This window comes from Streptomyces flaveolus, assembly GCF_000716535.1.
Lineage (GTDB): Bacteria > Actinomycetota > Actinomycetes > Streptomycetales > Streptomycetaceae > Streptomyces > Streptomyces flaveolus_A.
The window spans coordinates 15,130-30,235 of sequence record NZ_JNWV01000052.1 but is presented as its reverse complement, the minus strand read 5'-3'; the positions used below and the strand labels follow the sequence as shown (position 1 = coordinate 30,235).

Sequence of the window (15,106 nt, the reverse complement as noted above, 5' to 3'; positions counted from 1 at the left end):
TTTCCTCACCTTTTTCCACACCGTAGTGACGGCCTCGGAAAGGCCACACCCTTAAGCACCCCTAGGGGCCGGCAGATCGAGCGGCCATGTGTCCTCGGGGTGGTGCCGGTCGAACGAACGGCGTACATAGGACAGCGAGTCGAGCAGTTCCGCGGAGGTGACGGACCGGGCCGGGCGCACGTCGGCGACACCGTGCAGCGGCATCTTTCCGATGTCGGCCCAGCACAGCCGGCCGTCCGCGGCGATGTAACTCCGGCTGAATCCGGCGTTGTCCGGATGCAGACAGTAGGGAACGTCGAGATATCCCTTGGCGAATGCCGCGAGCAGCGCGGCGCCGAGGTCGTCGTCCAGCTCCAGCACGGCTTTCACCAGCGCCGACGCCTCGGCGTAGGTCTGGGTGGCGGTGCCGTCGAGCGGGGCGCGCGGCGTGCGCGCGGCGACGGCCGCGGCGTGTTCGAGGGCGGCGACGTTCTCGGCGACCGACGGAATGCGGCGGGATTCCGCGACGGTTTTCACGATGAGTCGTTCGGAGCCGCTGGCGACGGCGAGTTCGGCGGCTTTTCCGAGCAACCGGTAGGCGCCTTCCTCGGTTTCCGGGAACAGCCCCATATAGGCGTAGACGACGACGTGCCATTCAGTGTCCGGCAGCAGGCGCGCGCACAGGCTGCGCAACGCGGCCACCGCTTCGGCGTCCTGGCGCGGGTCGGTCTGCTGCGCGTAACTCACCGAAATGCTCCGGATGCCGTGCCGGCGGAAGAACAGCGCCTCCAGCACGCTGACGGCGACGAGCAGGGCGGGCGGGCAGAGCTGGCCGAGGACACAGCCGCCGAAGGTCTCCAGGTGCGGTTCGGCGCCCGACTCCCGCCGCGCGGCGAGCAGTTCGCAGGAGACGGCCCAGTGGGCGACGGACTCGCGCAGCGGGACCCGGCCGTAGGGCAGGCAGTAGGAGACCGGTCCGCCCTCGGAGGCGTCGAGCCCGACGGCCGTCAGTGCCCGGAAGATGTCCTCCGGCGCGGCCGAGCCGTGCCGGACCTGGACGGGGAAGTCGGGGCCGTGGATCCCGTCGAGGACGTTCAGGGTGGTGGTCGTCTCGTGGCTCACGATCGGGTAGCCGTTGAGGGCGACGCCCTCCAGGACGGCCAGTTCGGCCGACTCCAGGTCGCCGACCCGGGTGTAGCTGTCCAGGGTGATCGTGCCGACAGTGGTCGCCGCGGCGCTCCGGGTGGCGAGCAGCCCGGCCCGCATCCGTTCCGGGCTGCTCATCCCCATCCGGGGCTGGACCACCAGGTGGCCGGCGTCGTGAGCCCGGCGCACGAACGCGCCGAACCCGACGCCGGTCACACCAGGGCCCGCTGCGGCAGCGTGTCGAGCATCCGCCGGAAGGCGGCGACGCCCTCGGCGCTGTCGTCGAACACCGCGTCGTAGCCGGCGGCGCGCAGCGCGGCCACCTCGTCGCCGCCGCAGGGGCCGGCGATGCCGAGCTTGCCGCCGATGACGGCGGGCACACCGGCGAGCCCGGGCTGTTCGCGCAGCCGGGTGACGGTCCGCATGCCGTCGTGGTAGCCGTGGCCGTTGACGCTGCTGATCACGATGAGGGCGGGCCGGTGCGCGAGGGCTTCGGCGATGAGCAGGTCCTCGGGGACGCAGGGGCCGAGGTTGACCACGCGGTGCCCGTGCTCCTCCAGGAGGAGCTGGAGGTAGACGAGGTTCCAGGTGTGGGAGTCGGAGATGCCGCCGGCCACGAGGACGGGCTGGTCGCCGGGGGCGGGGGCGGTCGGGAAGGGGCTCATCACAGGGCCTGTCCGTGGTCGTAGGTGCGGGAGTGCTGGATGCGGGAGACGGAGACGAGGGCGTCACCGCGGACGACGATCTCGGCGGGTGCGGGCCGGCCGAGGAACATCAGCAGGCTGGCCGTGGGGCCGTAGGCGCCGGCGTTGGGCACGGTGAGCAGGTCGCCGGGGGCCAGCTCGGGCAGCGGGACGTTCCGGCCCAGCAGGTCGCCCGGGGTGCACAGGGGCCCGGCGAGGCTCGCGGGCGTGCCGTCCGCGCCGGCGGACTCGTGCGGCTCGACGGACACCGGCAGGATGCGGCCGAGTCCGGACATGCCGCCGAAGGTGTTGATGCCGGCGTCGAGGACGAGGTAGCGGGTGTCGCGGCTGTCCTTGACGTTGACGACGGAGGTGAGCAGGGTGCCGCTGTCGGCGACCAGGTAGCGGCCCGACTCGCAGGCGATCCGCGGGGCGCCGTCCCGCCAGCCGGGGAAGTGCTCGTCCAGGGTTTCGGCGAGGGCGTCGCGGAGCCCGCCGTAGACGGGCCGCTCGCCCTGTACGGCGTAGGGCGCGGCGAACCCGCCGCCGATGTCGAGGACGCGGAAGGTGACGCCGAGGGCGTCCTGGAGGGCGGCGGCGGTGGCGACGGTGTGGCGGAACTCGGCGACCAGGCTGGCCTCGTCCTTGGCGTTGCTCAGCGGGAAGAAGTGGAGTCCGGCGATGCTGGTGCCGGGTACCTCGCGCAGTGCGGCGGCGAGGCCGGGCAGGGTCTCGCTGTCGAAGCCGAACTGTGAGGGGACGCCGGTCATGCGGATGCTGGTGGCGGCGGCGCCGGTGGCGTTGTTGACGCGGATCAGGCAGTCGGCGGTGAGGCCGAGCTTCAGCGCTGCCTCACCGACGCGGCGGAGGTCGCCGTAGGACTCGGTGGAGAACAGGCGGACGCCGCGCGTGAGCGCCTCGGTCAGTTCGCCGGTGGTCTTGCCGGGTCCGGTGTAGAGGATCCGGTCGCCGGGGAAGCCGGCCCGCAGGGCGGCGTCGAGTTCGCCGACGGAGCTGATCTCGGCGCGGCAGCCTCTGGTGCCACCGGACCGCAGCTCGCGCAGCAGTTCGGGGTGCGGGTTGGCCTTGGCGGCGTAGAACACCTCGACCTCGTCGGGCAGTGCGGCGAACAGGTCGTCGCGGGCCGCCGCCACCCGGTCCAGGTCGTAGACGTAGGACGGGGTGCCGAAGCGTTCGGCCAGCTCGGTGGGGCCGGTCACGGGGTGGTTCCTTCCAGGAGGCGGGCGAGCTGCTTGCGGTCGTGCTTGCCGTGCGGGGTCAGCGGCAGCTCGGCCATGACGCGGCTCACGCCGGGCACCTTGGCGGGCTCCAGCCGCAGGGACAGCTCCTTCAGCAGGGCGTGCGGGTCGATGTCGCCCTCGGCGAACACCGCGAGGTCGCGGCCGGGGGCGGGGGGCAGCACGGCGGCGGCGCGGACGCCGGGGATGTCGGTGGCGGCGCTCTCGATCTCGGTGGTGCTCATGCGCACGCCCTTGTGCTTGAACATGTCGTCGCGGCGGCCCTCGTAGTACAGGAAGCCGTCCTCGTCGACATGGCCGAAGTCGCCCGTGTGCAGCCGCAGTCCGCCGCCGGGGGCGGGGCGGAAGGCGCGTGCGGTCTGTTCCGGCGCGCGCCAGTAGCCGGGCATGACGTGCGGGCCCTCGACCACGATCTCGCCGGTCTGCCAGGGCGGCAGCGCGTTGCCCTCGTCGTCCACGACGAAGGCGCGGGTGCCGGGCAGCGGGCGGCCGACGGAGTCCGGTTTGGCGTCCTGGTGCGCGGGCGGCAGCACGGAGACGCGCTTGCACTCGGTCTGCCCGAACTGGATGACCACCTCCGCGCCGGGGAACGCGGTGCGCAGTCCGTCGGCGGTGGACTTCGGCAGCGCGGCACCGGTGTTGGTGAACATGCGCACCCGGGACTCGCGGCCGGGTTCGCGTTCGGCGAGGGCGCAGATCATGGTGGCCAGGGACGGCACGATGGGCACGATGGTGGCGCCGGTCTCCCGGATGCGGCGCAGCAGCACCAGGTCGGACTCGCCGTCGGCGAGCACGATCTCGCAGCGGCTGGCCGCGGTGAGCAGCACCTTGTACAGGCCGTAGTCCCAGGAGATGGGGAAGCGGCAGAACACCACGTCGTCGGGGCGGTAGCCGAGTTCGAGGTTGATGGCCTCGGTGGCGAAGACCATCCGGCCGTGCGGGCAGATCACCGCCTTGGGGGCGGCGGTGGAGCCGGAGGTGTAGACGAGGACGGCGATGTCCTCGGGGTCGACGTCCGCTCCGCCGGAGCGGGCCCCCCGCACCCGCAGCGCGGTGATCTCCCGCCACGCCTCGCCGAGGCCGAGGACCGGCACGCCGCCGGCGAGGGCGGCGATCCGGTCGACGGCGGGGTCGCTGACGACGACCAGCGCGGGGTCGGCGTTCCCGGCGACCGACCGCAGGTGGTAGTCCTTCATGCCGGTGTTGACGGGGACCAGGACGGCGCCCCGGCGCGCGGTGCCGTACAGCAGCGCGACCAGTTCGCGGGTGCTGGGCAGTTGGACGAGGACCCGGTCGCCGTGGCCGATGCCGCGCTCTTCCAGCCAGGCGTCGACGGCGTGGCTGTGGGCGGCGAGTTCCCGGTAGGTCCAGCGGCCCGTGCCGTCGGTGACCGCCGGGGCGTCGGGGCGCTCGGCGGTGGCCTCGTCGAGCAGGTCGTGGACCCGGGCGTCGGTACGGGCCTGGGCTGTGGGTTGACCGTTCACTGCGACTCCTGCCGCCTCTCGTGTGTGCGTCCCGCCCCGGTGGCCTGCCGCATGGCCGTGGCCCGGGAGGCGAGCTTCCTGCGGTCGGTCTTGCGGTTGGAGTTGAGCGGGAGCGCGTCCAGGTGGTGGAAGGCGCGCGGGACGACCGCGGCCGGCAGCAGCTCCCGCAGGTGCCGGGCGAGCCGGGCGGGCGGTACGGGTTCGCCGGTGTGGAAGACGGCCAGTTCCACCGTGCCGTCCACGGGCACCGCCACGGTGACGGCGTCCTCCACGCCGGGGCAGGTGCGCGCGGCGGCGTCCACCTCGGCGAGTTCCATCCGCACCCCGTGCACCTGGACCTGGGCGTCCTGGCGGCCCAGGTACAGCCAGCCGCCGTCACCGGCGCGCCGGACCCGGTCGCCGGTGCGGTAGAAGCGGTGGCCGTCGTGTTCCAGGAACCGTCCGGTGTCGTCGGCCGGGTCGAGGTAGCCGGGGGTCAACTGGGGTCCGGCGACGCACAGTTCGCCCTCGTCCCCGGCCGTGGGCGTGCCGGAGGGGTCCAGCAGCAGCGTCTCGTGGCCGGGATGGACGGCGCCGATGGGCACCATGTCGTTCAGGTACCGGCCGGGCGTCCAGCGGTGCGCGGTGACGGTGATGGTGAGTTCGGTCGGGCCGTACAGGTTCTCCAGGGTCGCGCCCGGCGCGGCGGCGACCCAGTCCTCGGCGTCCTTGCAGCTGAGCGCCTCCCCCGCGAAGAAGCTCCACCGCAGCGACGGCAGCGCGCCCGGCCCGAGCCCGCCGGTGCGGCGCACCAGGGTGATCGCGCTGGGCGTGGAGAACCACACGGTCATCCGCTGCTCGGCCACGAACTCCGGCAGGTGCGCGTACGCCCGTGCCGGGACCGGGACGACGGCGGCGCCGGCGCCCCAGGCGCAGAACAGGTCGAACATCGCGCAGTCGAAGTTGAGGTCGAAGGTCTGCGAGAAGACGTCGTGCGGTCCGAAGTCGTAGCGCTCGTCGAGCAGGCCGAAGTAGTGCGCGGTGTTGGCGTGGGTGACCGGTACGCCCTTGGGCCGGCCGGTGGAGCCGGAGGTGAACAGCACGTAGGCGATGTCGGAGGGCCGGGCCGGCATGGGCGCCTTCAGGGCGCTGTCCGGGTCGACGGCGAGCGCCGGCAGGGGGTGCCCGCCGGGTGCGAACAGCGCCGGCAGGGTGACACCGGCCTCGTGCAGCGCGGTCAGGGCTGGCAGGGCGTCGTCGTCGGCGAGCAGCGCGCCGACCCCGGCGGCCTCGATCATCTGCCGGGTGCGGGCGGCGGGGAAGGCCGGCTGGAGGGGTACGACGGTGACGCCGCTGTAGAGGCCGGCCAGCAGGGCCGCGTACGCCGTGGGTCCCTTGCCGGCCAGTACGCCCACGGCGGGCTGCCGCTCGGGGAGCCCGGCCAGCAGCGAGCCGGCCAGGAGCAGGGCACGTTCGTGCAGTTCGCGGTAGGTGAGCTCGACGCCGTCGGCGCGCAGCGCGGGCCGGTCCGGGGCGAGGGCCAGGCCGCGGGCGAACCGGCCGGACAGCGTGCCGTCCATGGTGGGGTCCACGGTGGCCGTCCCGTCAGCTCGCGGTGCTCTGCAGCATGCTCCGCACGGTGTCCCACAGCACGCCGGCGGTGCGGAAGGTGTCCATGGTCAGCGCGCTGTCGCGGAAGCGGACCTGGTAGTCCTCCTCCAGGGTGCCGAGGAGCTGGACGGTGCCCAGCGAGTCCAGGCCGAGGTCCTTCAGGTCGGATTCCGGCGTCAGCTCCTCCTGCGGCGGAAGGAACGGCAGGAAGGGGCGGAGTATCTGTTCGAACCGGTCGTCCCACATGGGGGCCTCCAACGTGTCGGGCGGGGTCAGGCGGCGCGCGAGCGGCGCCGGGGGGTCATCGCCAGCCGCGGCTGCGCGGCGACGACGTCGAACTGGCGGGTCGTGCGGGGAACCCGGCCGAAGAGGCTGTCGGGCCCGGCGACGCACAGGCGGCTGACGCCGGCGTCCTTGAGGGCCGTGGTGACGCTCGGCCAGTCCATCGGGTGGTCGAAGCCGTCGAGCAGCATGGTGCGCAGTTCCTCGCCGGTGTGCAGCAGCCTGCCGTCCTGGTCCGCGACGACGGGCAGCTTCGGGTCGGCGAAGGTGTAGCGGGACACCACCTCGCGTGCGGCCTTGTCGCGCAGCGACCGGAACGCGGATGCGTGCATGGGCGGCCGCATGGTGTACAGCGGGAGGCTGCCGATGGCGCGCAGCCGCTCCCGCATCCACTCCACGCGGCTCTCGGACAGGGAGACCATGTAGAAGCCGTCGTCGACGTGGCAGGAGATCTCGTGCCACTCCCCCGCCGCGTCGAGGTCGGCGAGGATCGCGTCGAGTCCGTCGCGCGGGGCGCGCACGAAGGACAGGGTGACCTTGTCCCGGTGCTCCTCGGCGAAGTACTCCTCCAGGCAGCGGGCGATCCCGGCGGTCAGCCGGACCGCGTCGGGCAGCTCCAGGGCGCCGGTCCAGGCGAGGGCGGCCTTCTCGCCGAAGCTGGGCCCGGCGACGATGTCGGGTTCCACGCCGAGGTGGTCCCGGGCCCAGTGGGCGCAGGCCAGGCAGTTGACGAAGAAGGCGACCTGGGCGGCCTCGGAGTAGTCGCCGGGGGAGGTCCGGAAGGCGTCCACGAGGGAGTAGCCGAGCGCCTCGTCGGCGACGGCGACCAGGTCCCGGGCGAAGGGGTTGGCCACCATGAACCTGCCGACCTCGGCGAACGGGACGGGGCCCATGCCGGGGAAGACGAGCGCGGTGTCGTGTGCCATGGCGGGATTCCCGCCCCCTTTCACGGACTCGTGGATGTCAGCGGCTCTTGTGGACGTCGGCGGGACTCGCTGGACGTCACAGGCTCTTGAGGAAGTCGGTCATCACCGCGAAGAACCGTTCCGGTTCCTCCAGGTGCGGAAGGTGGCTGGACTCCTCGAAGATCTCCCAGCGCGCTCCGGGGATCGCGTCGTGGTACGGCCGCACGACGGCCGGCGTGGCCTCGTCGTGGCGACCGCTGATCAGCAGGGTCGGCGTGCGCACCCGGTGCAGGTCGCCGACGATCGACCAGTCCTTGAGCGAGCCGATGACATGGAACTCGTTGGGCCCGTTCATGGCGTAGTAGACGGTCGGGTCGTTGTAGATCTCCATGAAGGAGGACAGGAAGTCGCGGGGCCAGGGCGTCACACGGCACACATGCCGGTCGTAGAAGACCCGCATGGCGGCGAGGTACTCCTCGCTGTCGTAGGTGCCGGCGGCCTCGTGCCGCAGCAGGGTCTCCTGCACGTCCGGCGGCAGCCCGGCGCGCAGTCGGGCCATCTCCTGAAGCCATGTCGGGTACGAGGCGGGCGCGTTGGCGATGACCAGTCCGCGCAGACCGGCCGGGGCGGTCATGGCGTGCCGGGCGCACAGGGGGCCACCCCAGGACTGGCCGAACAGGACGTAGTCGTCGCCGATCCCCAACTGCCAGACCAGATTGGCGAGTTCGCTCTCGAACAGCTCGACGGTCCAGAACTCGGGTCCCTTGTCGGGCAGATGGGTGGAACCGCCGTTGCCGAGCTGGTCGTAGTGGACGACGGGCCAGCCGTCCTCGGCGAGCCGGGCCAGCGGCAGCAGGTAGTCGTGGGTGCTGCCGGGGCCACCGTGCACGGCGACGACCGCCGGCCGTCCCGCGCCGAGTTCACCGGTCACCCGGTACCAGGTCCGGTACTCCCCGAAGGGGACGGTGCCCTTCGCACTGGGATCCGGGGACACGCTGATCACCTCTGCTCGGCTGCGGGACGCGGCGGCGGCCGGGGACGGGACGCCGGCCGGGACCGGGGAGGCCGGGGCGGTGGGGATCCGTGCCCCCGTCCGGTCCGCCGTGCCTCTGCCCGTGTTCCGCAGCCGACGCTAACCGCCGCCGCGCCGCCGCCAGACCCCTAACCGCCCCTAGGCGGGGTCCGGCCGGGAGGGCGGCACCTAGGGGTCGTGGCAGGCAGGGGGTGACGCAGGGAGCCGAAGAGAGGAATGCACGGCCGCGCATGAAAGCGCGAAGGATAATACGGCAGCCGGAGGTTTTCCGGGACCCGCGTGCGCGAATTCCGGCAGGTTGCGGAGATTTCGAAGAGGTCGGGAAATCAAGTAAAGGACTGTCCCCCCGTCCGGTCGTCCGCCTTTGCGTCATCCTTTGCGTCTGCCGCGCGCTCGGCCGGCGGTTCCGGCGGGGTGGACGGCATTCTCCGCAGGAGCGGACGGCATCCCAGGAGAAGGAGACCGGCCGGGGCCCGGGGGGTGTCGGGTCGGGACAGCAGTGTCCTCGATCAGGACGCCGCCCAGCGCCGTGGCCCCCCACGCAGCGACGCGTAGCCGCCGGTGATCCGGCCCAGCATGCCGGCCGTCGACAGCACCGCACCGGTGCTGTCGACGGCCGGCATCAGTGGCACCAGCGGCCACCGGGGCACCACCGCGACGGCCAGGCAACCGAGCGCCGAGACGGCCACCGACACCACCAGGCTGCGTCCGGTGCCCAGCCGTGCCGCCGTCCAGGGCGGCCACCCTGGCCCCCGCCAGGCTGCCGACGGCCGCCGCCACGAGCAGCAGTCTGTAGCCGTGGGCCGGCAGGCCGAGGCGTCGCTCGACGTACACCACGAGCACGCGTCCTCGGCGCTCCGTCCCTCCGCTCGCCGCGCGGGCAACCCAGTGAGCAGCAGCCCGAGCCGAGGAACGACACCGCGTCCACCGCGAACGGAAGCGGCTGCCACACCGCCCACGGCGCGGCACCCGCCGGCTGGCCCAGGAAGCCGGTGCCGGTGATCTGCGCGGCGACGATCCGGGCGTTGGCCCGTTCCAGCTCCCGGTCCGCGGCCGGGGACGGCACGATCGCCTGGGCCGCGCTGTCGAAGAAGACCTCGGCGACGCCGGTGAGGAAGGCGAGCAGTACGAGCACCGGCAGGGGCACCCGCCCGGCCACCATGTACGCGCACAACAGCTATGGCACCGCGCAGCGCACCCGCCACGATCAGGGGTTGACGAGGGGTGGGAGGAGCCAGGCCGCGCACCGCACGCCGTCGCCCACGGAGCTGATCGCGTCGGCGGCGACCAGCCGGCCGAGCGGCGCTGTGCGAAGGCGAACGAGGCGAAGGGCACAGCACGCCATGCCCCGGTACCCGGTCCACCGCCGAATCCACGTACACCGAACCGACTTTATGCTTTCTTTCCCCGGCCACCGATGAAAAGGAGCCGCGGTCGCGAACAACGGTTGACACCCAATTGCCGTGCGTGCCACATTCGTTGAGCGCCACGTCACAGAGTCTGCATTCGAGCAGGGACACCGGCATGCGACAGCCCAGTATTGTGACGCTGGCCCGGCATCCCGTCTTCGCCGATGCCGCCAGCATTCTCGACCGGTTATACGAGACGTACGATTTCCTCTTGGAGTGCGTCGCCCCCGATTCCTGGCCCGCCGCGCCGGACGGACGCCGGATCGCTCGCGACACCGCCCTCGAACCCACCGTCAGACACGGCCTGGACCAGGCCGTGCGACGCATCCGGCGCACCGAGGACTGCCGGGACGAACTGGCCGTCCTCGCGCACAGACTCGGCTCCACGAAGTATTCCGCTCAGCGGGCGACACTCGCCGCGGAGGCGGAGCGAGCCGGGGTCCGGCACGTGATCGAGGCCCCCGGCGCCCGCGTGGAACTCCTCACCGACCCGGCGCTGCCCGCGCGGACCCACCAGGACTTCTCCGCGCTCTTCCGCCGGCACCTGAGCGCCGGTGAGGGCGCGGACCACCTCGCCCCGCTCGGCCCCGAGGAGACCGCGAACGCCCGCGACGCCGTACGGCTGATGCTCGACACCGCACCGGACCTGTGCACGGGGCTGTTCCGGCACGCCCGGTACGTCGTCGCCGTCGACGGCCCCGACGCGTTCGACAGCGCCTCCACCCGCGAGATCCCGGGCGTGGCGTTCGTCGCGCGGCGCTGCATGCGCACCCCCGAGCGGTTCGCCGAGGCGCTGGTGCACGAGTTCGTGCACCTGCGGCTGTACGACCTGCAGATGACCCGGTCGGTGTTCGCGCCGGACTACGACACCGCGACCGCGCCCACCGTGTCACCGGAGTGGCACCGGCACTCGCCGGTCCCGCGCTGGCCCGTCGACCGGGCCCTCGCCGCCGCCCACGTGTACGTGCACCTGTCCGCGTGGTTCGAGGAGCGGGCCCGTGTCTGTCCGGACCCCGATCTCGCGCGGTCCGCGGAGACGGCCGCCTTCCGGGCCGCCAGCCTGCTCGACAAGGTCGCCCGGCGGGCGGAGGCCTGTCTCGGTCCGGCCGGCATGGACTTCCTGGGCTGGCTGGCGCGGGAGCACGGGCGGAGAACCGCCCCGGCCCCGGCGGCCACCGGCACGCGCCTGCCGTCGTAACCGGGCAAGGCCGTCAGGTCACTCTGCCGGCACACCCCTGCCAAGGGCGCACGACCGCGCGCCCGACGCCTCGCCACCGTGCCGACCAGGACGGAGACCCATGGAACTCGTGCTGCATCAGCCCCTCAAGAGCTGGCTGCAAGTCACCCAGTCGTGCAACCTCGAGTGCCGCCAGTGCTACGGCGACTGCGACGCCCGGCCGCGCGGGGACGAACTCAGCCGGGCCGAATTCGCCGCCCTCATCCGCGAGATGGCCGACTCAGGGCTCATCGAGGTGTTCGTGGAGGGCGGGGAGCCCCTCAACCGGCCCGACACCCTGGACGTGCTGGCCGAACTGACCCCGCACGTGATGACGCGTCTGCGCACCAACGCGACGCTGCTGACCCCCGAGGTCGCCCGCCGGCTCAAAGAAATCGGCGTCGGCGAGGTGTACGTCGACGTCATGGGGGCGACGGCCGCCACGCACGACTGGCACGTCAGGGTGCCGGGCAGCTTCGACCGGACGATCGAGGGTCTGAGGAACGCCCAGGCTGCCGGGCTCCCCGTGTCCCTCCTTGTCATCATGACCCGGCGCAACGTGGCGGAACTCCAGCAGGTGCTCGACATGGCCGCCGAGCTGCGCGTGCCCCGCGTCGGCGTGCTGCGGCTGTACCCCCTGGGCCGGGCCCGCACCCACTGGAAGGACCTCGCGCTGCGCCTGCCGGACCAGATGGCGGCGCTGGACGCCCTGCGGGTGCCCGAGTCCGTGCACCTGATGACGTCGTGGCATCCCAAGGACGGCAACTGCTGCTGGCAGAACGCCGGTGTGGACGCCACCGGCCGCTCCGTCGGCTGCGCCTACCTGCGGGACTACGCCGACTACGGCAACGTCCGCGAGGTCAGCTTCCTGGACACCTGGAACGACCCGGTGTACGTGCGCAACCGCGCCGGCCACGTCGACGGGGGCTGCGACGGCTGCGAGGAGACACAGGGCTCCTCCGGCGGGTGCCGGTCCACGGCCTATGCCTTCACCGGCCGCTGGGACGCCCCCGACCCGTTTTGCACCGAGACGAACGGAGGGACCGATGTCTCCCAGCTCCCCGACGACCTTGACGAGCGCCGTGTCCGCCCCGCCGTACCGGCGACGAGCCGACTGCTTTGAGAAGAGCTCCTCGGCCAGGTTCCGCCCGATCCCGGAGTGGAACTGCATGATCGCCTACACCCCGCACAAGCCCGCCATCCACTACCTCAACCCCGTGGCCTGGGTGGTTGTCGAGCTGTGCGACGGATCGTCCGGATCGCAGATCTACGCCGCGTTCAAGGAACTCGACAAAGGCCGGATCGGTGAACCGGAACTCAAGGAGGCGTTCGAGTCGGCCATGGACCAGCTCGTGGACGGCGGGCTGGTCGACGTGACCCGGCCGATTCGGCCCCTGGACGGGAGGGAGGTGAACCCATGACGAAGAAGACGGACCTGGAGCAGCTCATGGCCGCCGCCGGCGCGACCGGTGAGGGCCCCGCTGTGGAGGTGGTGCAGCCGGAAGTGCGTACCGGCGCGCAGTACGCCCTGCTGCCGTCGATGAAGGCCAGGCGCCCGGACACGTCCGACGCCGCGCCGCAGACGGAGGAGGAGGGCCGGCAGTGACACCGGACGTCCGGTGTCACGCCGGCCGGCACCCGGGTACGGCCCGGGTGCCGGCCGGCTCCGGGACCGGAGGCGGACGGCACAGCCGCCCGGTCCTCAGGACAGAAGGGGAACGGCACAGCCGCCCGGACCCCAGGACCGACGGGGAAGAAGATGCGGAAGAAGACCGTCCTGGTGAACCCGCCCCTGTGGAACGCCTACGCCCCGCACCTGGCCGTCCCGCTGCTCCTGGGCGACCTCAGGGCACGCGGGTACGAGGCCGTCGCCTACGACCTGAGCATCGAGTGCGTCGACTGGATGCTGTCGCCGGCCGCCCTGACCGAGCTGCGGGACAAGGCGCGCCGGCGCCGGACGGCCGGCCTGCGCGACGAGTGGGCACGGCAGCGGGCGCTGCTGGTCGCGCCGTCCGCGATCGCCGGCGTCGAGGAGGCGAAGGCGCGCTGGAAGTCGCCGGACACGCTGCGGGAGCCCGAACTGTTCCACGCCGCGCGGCGCACCCTGCGCGACGCCCTGTGGCTGATCTCCGGGGCGTTCCCGGACTGCGAGTTCGACCTGGTCTCGAACACCTCCCGGTACTCCGCCGATTCCACGGCGCAGGTGCTGGCCGCGGCCACCGACCCGGACGGCAACCCGTACCGCTGGGCATTCGACCGCATGCTCGACCGCGCTCTCTTCCTCGATCCGTCCGTCGGGGTCGTCGGGCTGAGCATGTCCGCCGACACCCAGCTCGTCGCCGGGGTCACGTTCCTGCACATGCTCCGGGAGGCACGGCCGGACGTCCATGTGGTCCTGGGCGGGAACTACGCGACCCGGCTGGTGGACCGCTGGGACCGCCGGCACCCGCTGTTCGACCTCGTCGACACCGTGGTGACGGGCGAGGGCGAGGGCGCCCTCGCGGCCGTCGTCGACGCACTGGACGGGCACCGCGCCGGCGCGGGCGACTTCCGGGAGGAGATCCCGGGCGCCGTCTGGGACGACCACGGCATCCTGCGGCGCACCCCGCGGCAGAGCGCCGACATCTCCGCCGCCGCCCCGCCCGCCTACGGCGACCTGCCCCTGCACAAGTACCTCGCCCCCGGCCCGGTCCTGCCCGTCTTCGCCTCCCGCAGCTGCCCTTGGGAGTGCGCCTTCTGTTCGATCCCCTTCGCCAGCAACTCCTTCCGGCAGCGTCCCGCCGAGGCGGTGGCCGATGAGATCCGGGCGCTGCGGGCCGAATTCGGCAGCCCCTACTTCATGTTCGTGGACGAGATCATGAGCCTGCGGACGCTGCGGAGCGTCGCCGAGGCGCTGGTCCGGACGTCCGCGGACATCCGCTGGTACGGCGAGACCCGGTTCGCGCGCGGCCTGGACGAGGAACTGGCCCGGCTGCTGTACGACTCGGGCTGCCGCCGGATGAACTTCGGCCTGGAAACGGCCAGTCAGCGCGTCCTCGACCTCATGCGCAAGGGCACCAGGATCGAGGACGCCTGCGGGAACATCGAGGCCATGCTCGGTGCGGGCGTCCCCCTCCACCTCTTCGTCATCCACGGCTTCCCCGGGGAGACGGCCGAGGAGGCGGCGCGGACGGTGGCGTTCGCCGAGGCGGTGCGCCGCCTGTCGGCGGACACCTACGGCGTCCCGCACACGACGTGGGGCGGGTCCCCGTTCGTTCTCGACGTGCACTCGCCCGTGGGTACGGACCCCGACGCCTTCGGCGTCCGCGTCCAACCCCCCGATCCAGACGACGACTTGAGCCTGTGGCGGAACTACACGGTGGGCGCCGGGATGTCCCAGGAGGACAGTGCGCGGGTCGCCGAGACGGCGGCGGGCTCCGTCAGCGACACGAACGTCTGGTTCCGTGCCGCGCGCGATCCACTGGCCCGGGAGATCGAGGAGTTCACCTTCCTGCGGGCCTGTGTGGCGGCCCCACCGCCCGGGACGCCCTCCGTCCCGCTGTTCGACTGGCCGCCGCCGGAACCGGACGCCCCGCTGAGGCTGGCACCCGAGGTGACATTCGCGCGGGTTCCCTGGCCGGCCACCGAGACGGACACCGCGCCGGCGGTGGCGCTCTACCAGCCGGTGCACGACAGGTTCCTCCAGCTCAACTGCCGGGAGGCGGACTGGACCGAGACGGACGGCCTGACGTGGCGTGAGCTGGAGGCGTGGTTGGCCCAACACGCGTGCCACTACCTGGGGGCGGACACGGCCGCCACGGCGGCGCTCCTCGTGCGCCACGGGTTCCTGGTGCCCACCCGGCGGCGTCCGGGGTCGTCGGGCGGCAGGCTCCGCGCCGAGATCGGCATCGCGGTGGACAGCCGTGACGGCGTCCACTGCCTCACCAACCCCGTCACCGGGGTGACGGTCCGGCTGCGCGGCTCGGCCGTCGACACCTGGCGGCGTTGGTCGAGCGGCGAGGAGCCGACGACGAGCCCGGACGTCAGCGACGCGCTGGCGCGCTACGGGTTCCTGTACCGCGGCGACAGCGCCGCCGTATCCTCACGGGCCGTGCACGCGATCGAGGAACAGGTGGTGTGA

At 72.6% G+C, this 15,106-nt stretch carries 14 protein-coding genes; 5 read left to right on the top strand and 9 right to left on the bottom strand.

All coding sequences use genetic code 11. The features are described from left to right. Positions 1–51: 51 nt before the first annotated feature. The 9 genes from OO52_RS40685 to OO52_RS40645 form a co-directional block, all read right to left on the bottom strand. Positions 52–1,341, bottom strand: coding sequence for a methylaspartate mutase (locus OO52_RS40685; RefSeq protein ID WP_030656357.1), 1,290 nt, complete (start codon positions 1,339–1,341; stop codon positions 52–54). Next, positions 1,338–1,790, bottom strand: a complete 453-nt coding sequence (locus tag OO52_RS40680) for a cobalamin B12-binding domain-containing protein (RefSeq protein WP_030656356.1) — start codon at positions 1,788–1,790, stop codon at positions 1,338–1,340. The genes OO52_RS40685 and OO52_RS40680 overlap by 4 nt, the downstream gene beginning before the upstream one ends. Then, positions 1,790–3,028, bottom strand: coding sequence for a decarboxylase (locus tag OO52_RS40675; protein WP_030656354.1), 1,239 nt, complete (start codon positions 3,026–3,028; stop codon positions 1,790–1,792). Before OO52_RS40675 ends, OO52_RS40680 begins: the two co-directional genes overlap by 1 nt. Beyond that, on the bottom strand, positions 3,025–4,551 hold the full coding sequence (locus tag OO52_RS40670) for an AMP-binding protein (protein ID WP_030656352.1): 1,527 nt from the start codon (positions 4,549–4,551) through the stop codon (positions 3,025–3,027). The genes OO52_RS40675 and OO52_RS40670 overlap by 4 nt, the downstream gene beginning before the upstream one ends. Further along, positions 4,548–6,110 carry an amino acid adenylation domain-containing protein gene (locus OO52_RS40665; RefSeq protein ID WP_030656349.1) on the bottom strand — a complete coding sequence of 521 codons (1,563 nt, stop codon included), beginning with the start codon at positions 6,108–6,110 and terminating at the stop codon, positions 4,548–4,550. The genes OO52_RS40670 and OO52_RS40665 overlap by 4 nt, the downstream gene beginning before the upstream one ends. Before the next feature lie 25 nt (positions 6,111–6,135). Beyond that, positions 6,136–6,387, bottom strand: a complete 252-nt coding sequence (locus OO52_RS40660) for a phosphopantetheine-binding protein (protein WP_030656347.1) — start codon at positions 6,385–6,387, stop codon at positions 6,136–6,138. Positions 6,388–6,413: 26 nt separating this feature from the next. After that, a complete protein-coding gene (locus tag OO52_RS40655; protein WP_030656345.1) occupies positions 6,414–7,349 on the bottom strand; it encodes an ACP S-malonyltransferase in 936 nt (311 codons plus the stop codon). 76 nt (positions 7,350–7,425) lie between these two features. Then, on the bottom strand, positions 7,426–8,322 hold the full coding sequence (locus OO52_RS40650; RefSeq protein WP_030656343.1) for a proline iminopeptidase-family hydrolase: 897 nt from the start codon (positions 8,320–8,322) through the stop codon (positions 7,426–7,428). A 548-nt stretch (positions 8,323–8,870) separates the two neighbouring features. Continuing rightward, complete coding sequence (locus OO52_RS40645; protein WP_158712622.1) at positions 8,871–9,050, bottom strand: hypothetical protein; 180 nt, start codon at positions 9,048–9,050, stop codon at positions 8,871–8,873. An 835-nt stretch (positions 9,051–9,885) separates the two neighbouring features. On the opposite strand from OO52_RS40645, the gene OO52_RS50280 reads away from it, so the two are divergent. From OO52_RS50280 to OO52_RS40615, 5 genes are all read left to right on the top strand, one after another. Further along, complete coding sequence (locus OO52_RS50280) at positions 9,886–10,968, top strand: aKG-HExxH-type peptide beta-hydroxylase (RefSeq protein WP_106972153.1); 1,083 nt, start codon at positions 9,886–9,888, stop codon at positions 10,966–10,968. 100 nt (positions 10,969–11,068) lie between these two features. Next, positions 11,069–12,109, top strand: a complete 1,041-nt coding sequence (locus OO52_RS40630) for a radical SAM protein (protein WP_030656330.1) — start codon at positions 11,069–11,071, stop codon at positions 12,107–12,109. 46 nt (positions 12,110–12,155) lie between these two features. Further along, the gene (locus tag OO52_RS40625; protein ID WP_030656328.1) at positions 12,156–12,407 is read left to right on the top strand and encodes a hypothetical protein; all 252 of its coding nucleotides are present in this window, start codon (positions 12,156–12,158) and stop codon (positions 12,405–12,407) included. Continuing rightward, complete coding sequence (locus tag OO52_RS40620) at positions 12,404–12,592, top strand: hypothetical protein (protein ID WP_030656326.1); 189 nt, start codon at positions 12,404–12,406, stop codon at positions 12,590–12,592. The genes OO52_RS40625 and OO52_RS40620 overlap by 4 nt, the downstream gene beginning before the upstream one ends. 153 nt (positions 12,593–12,745) lie before the next feature. Beyond that, positions 12,746–15,106, top strand: coding sequence for a B12-binding domain-containing radical SAM protein (locus tag OO52_RS40615; RefSeq protein WP_030656324.1), 2,361 nt, complete (start codon positions 12,746–12,748; stop codon positions 15,104–15,106).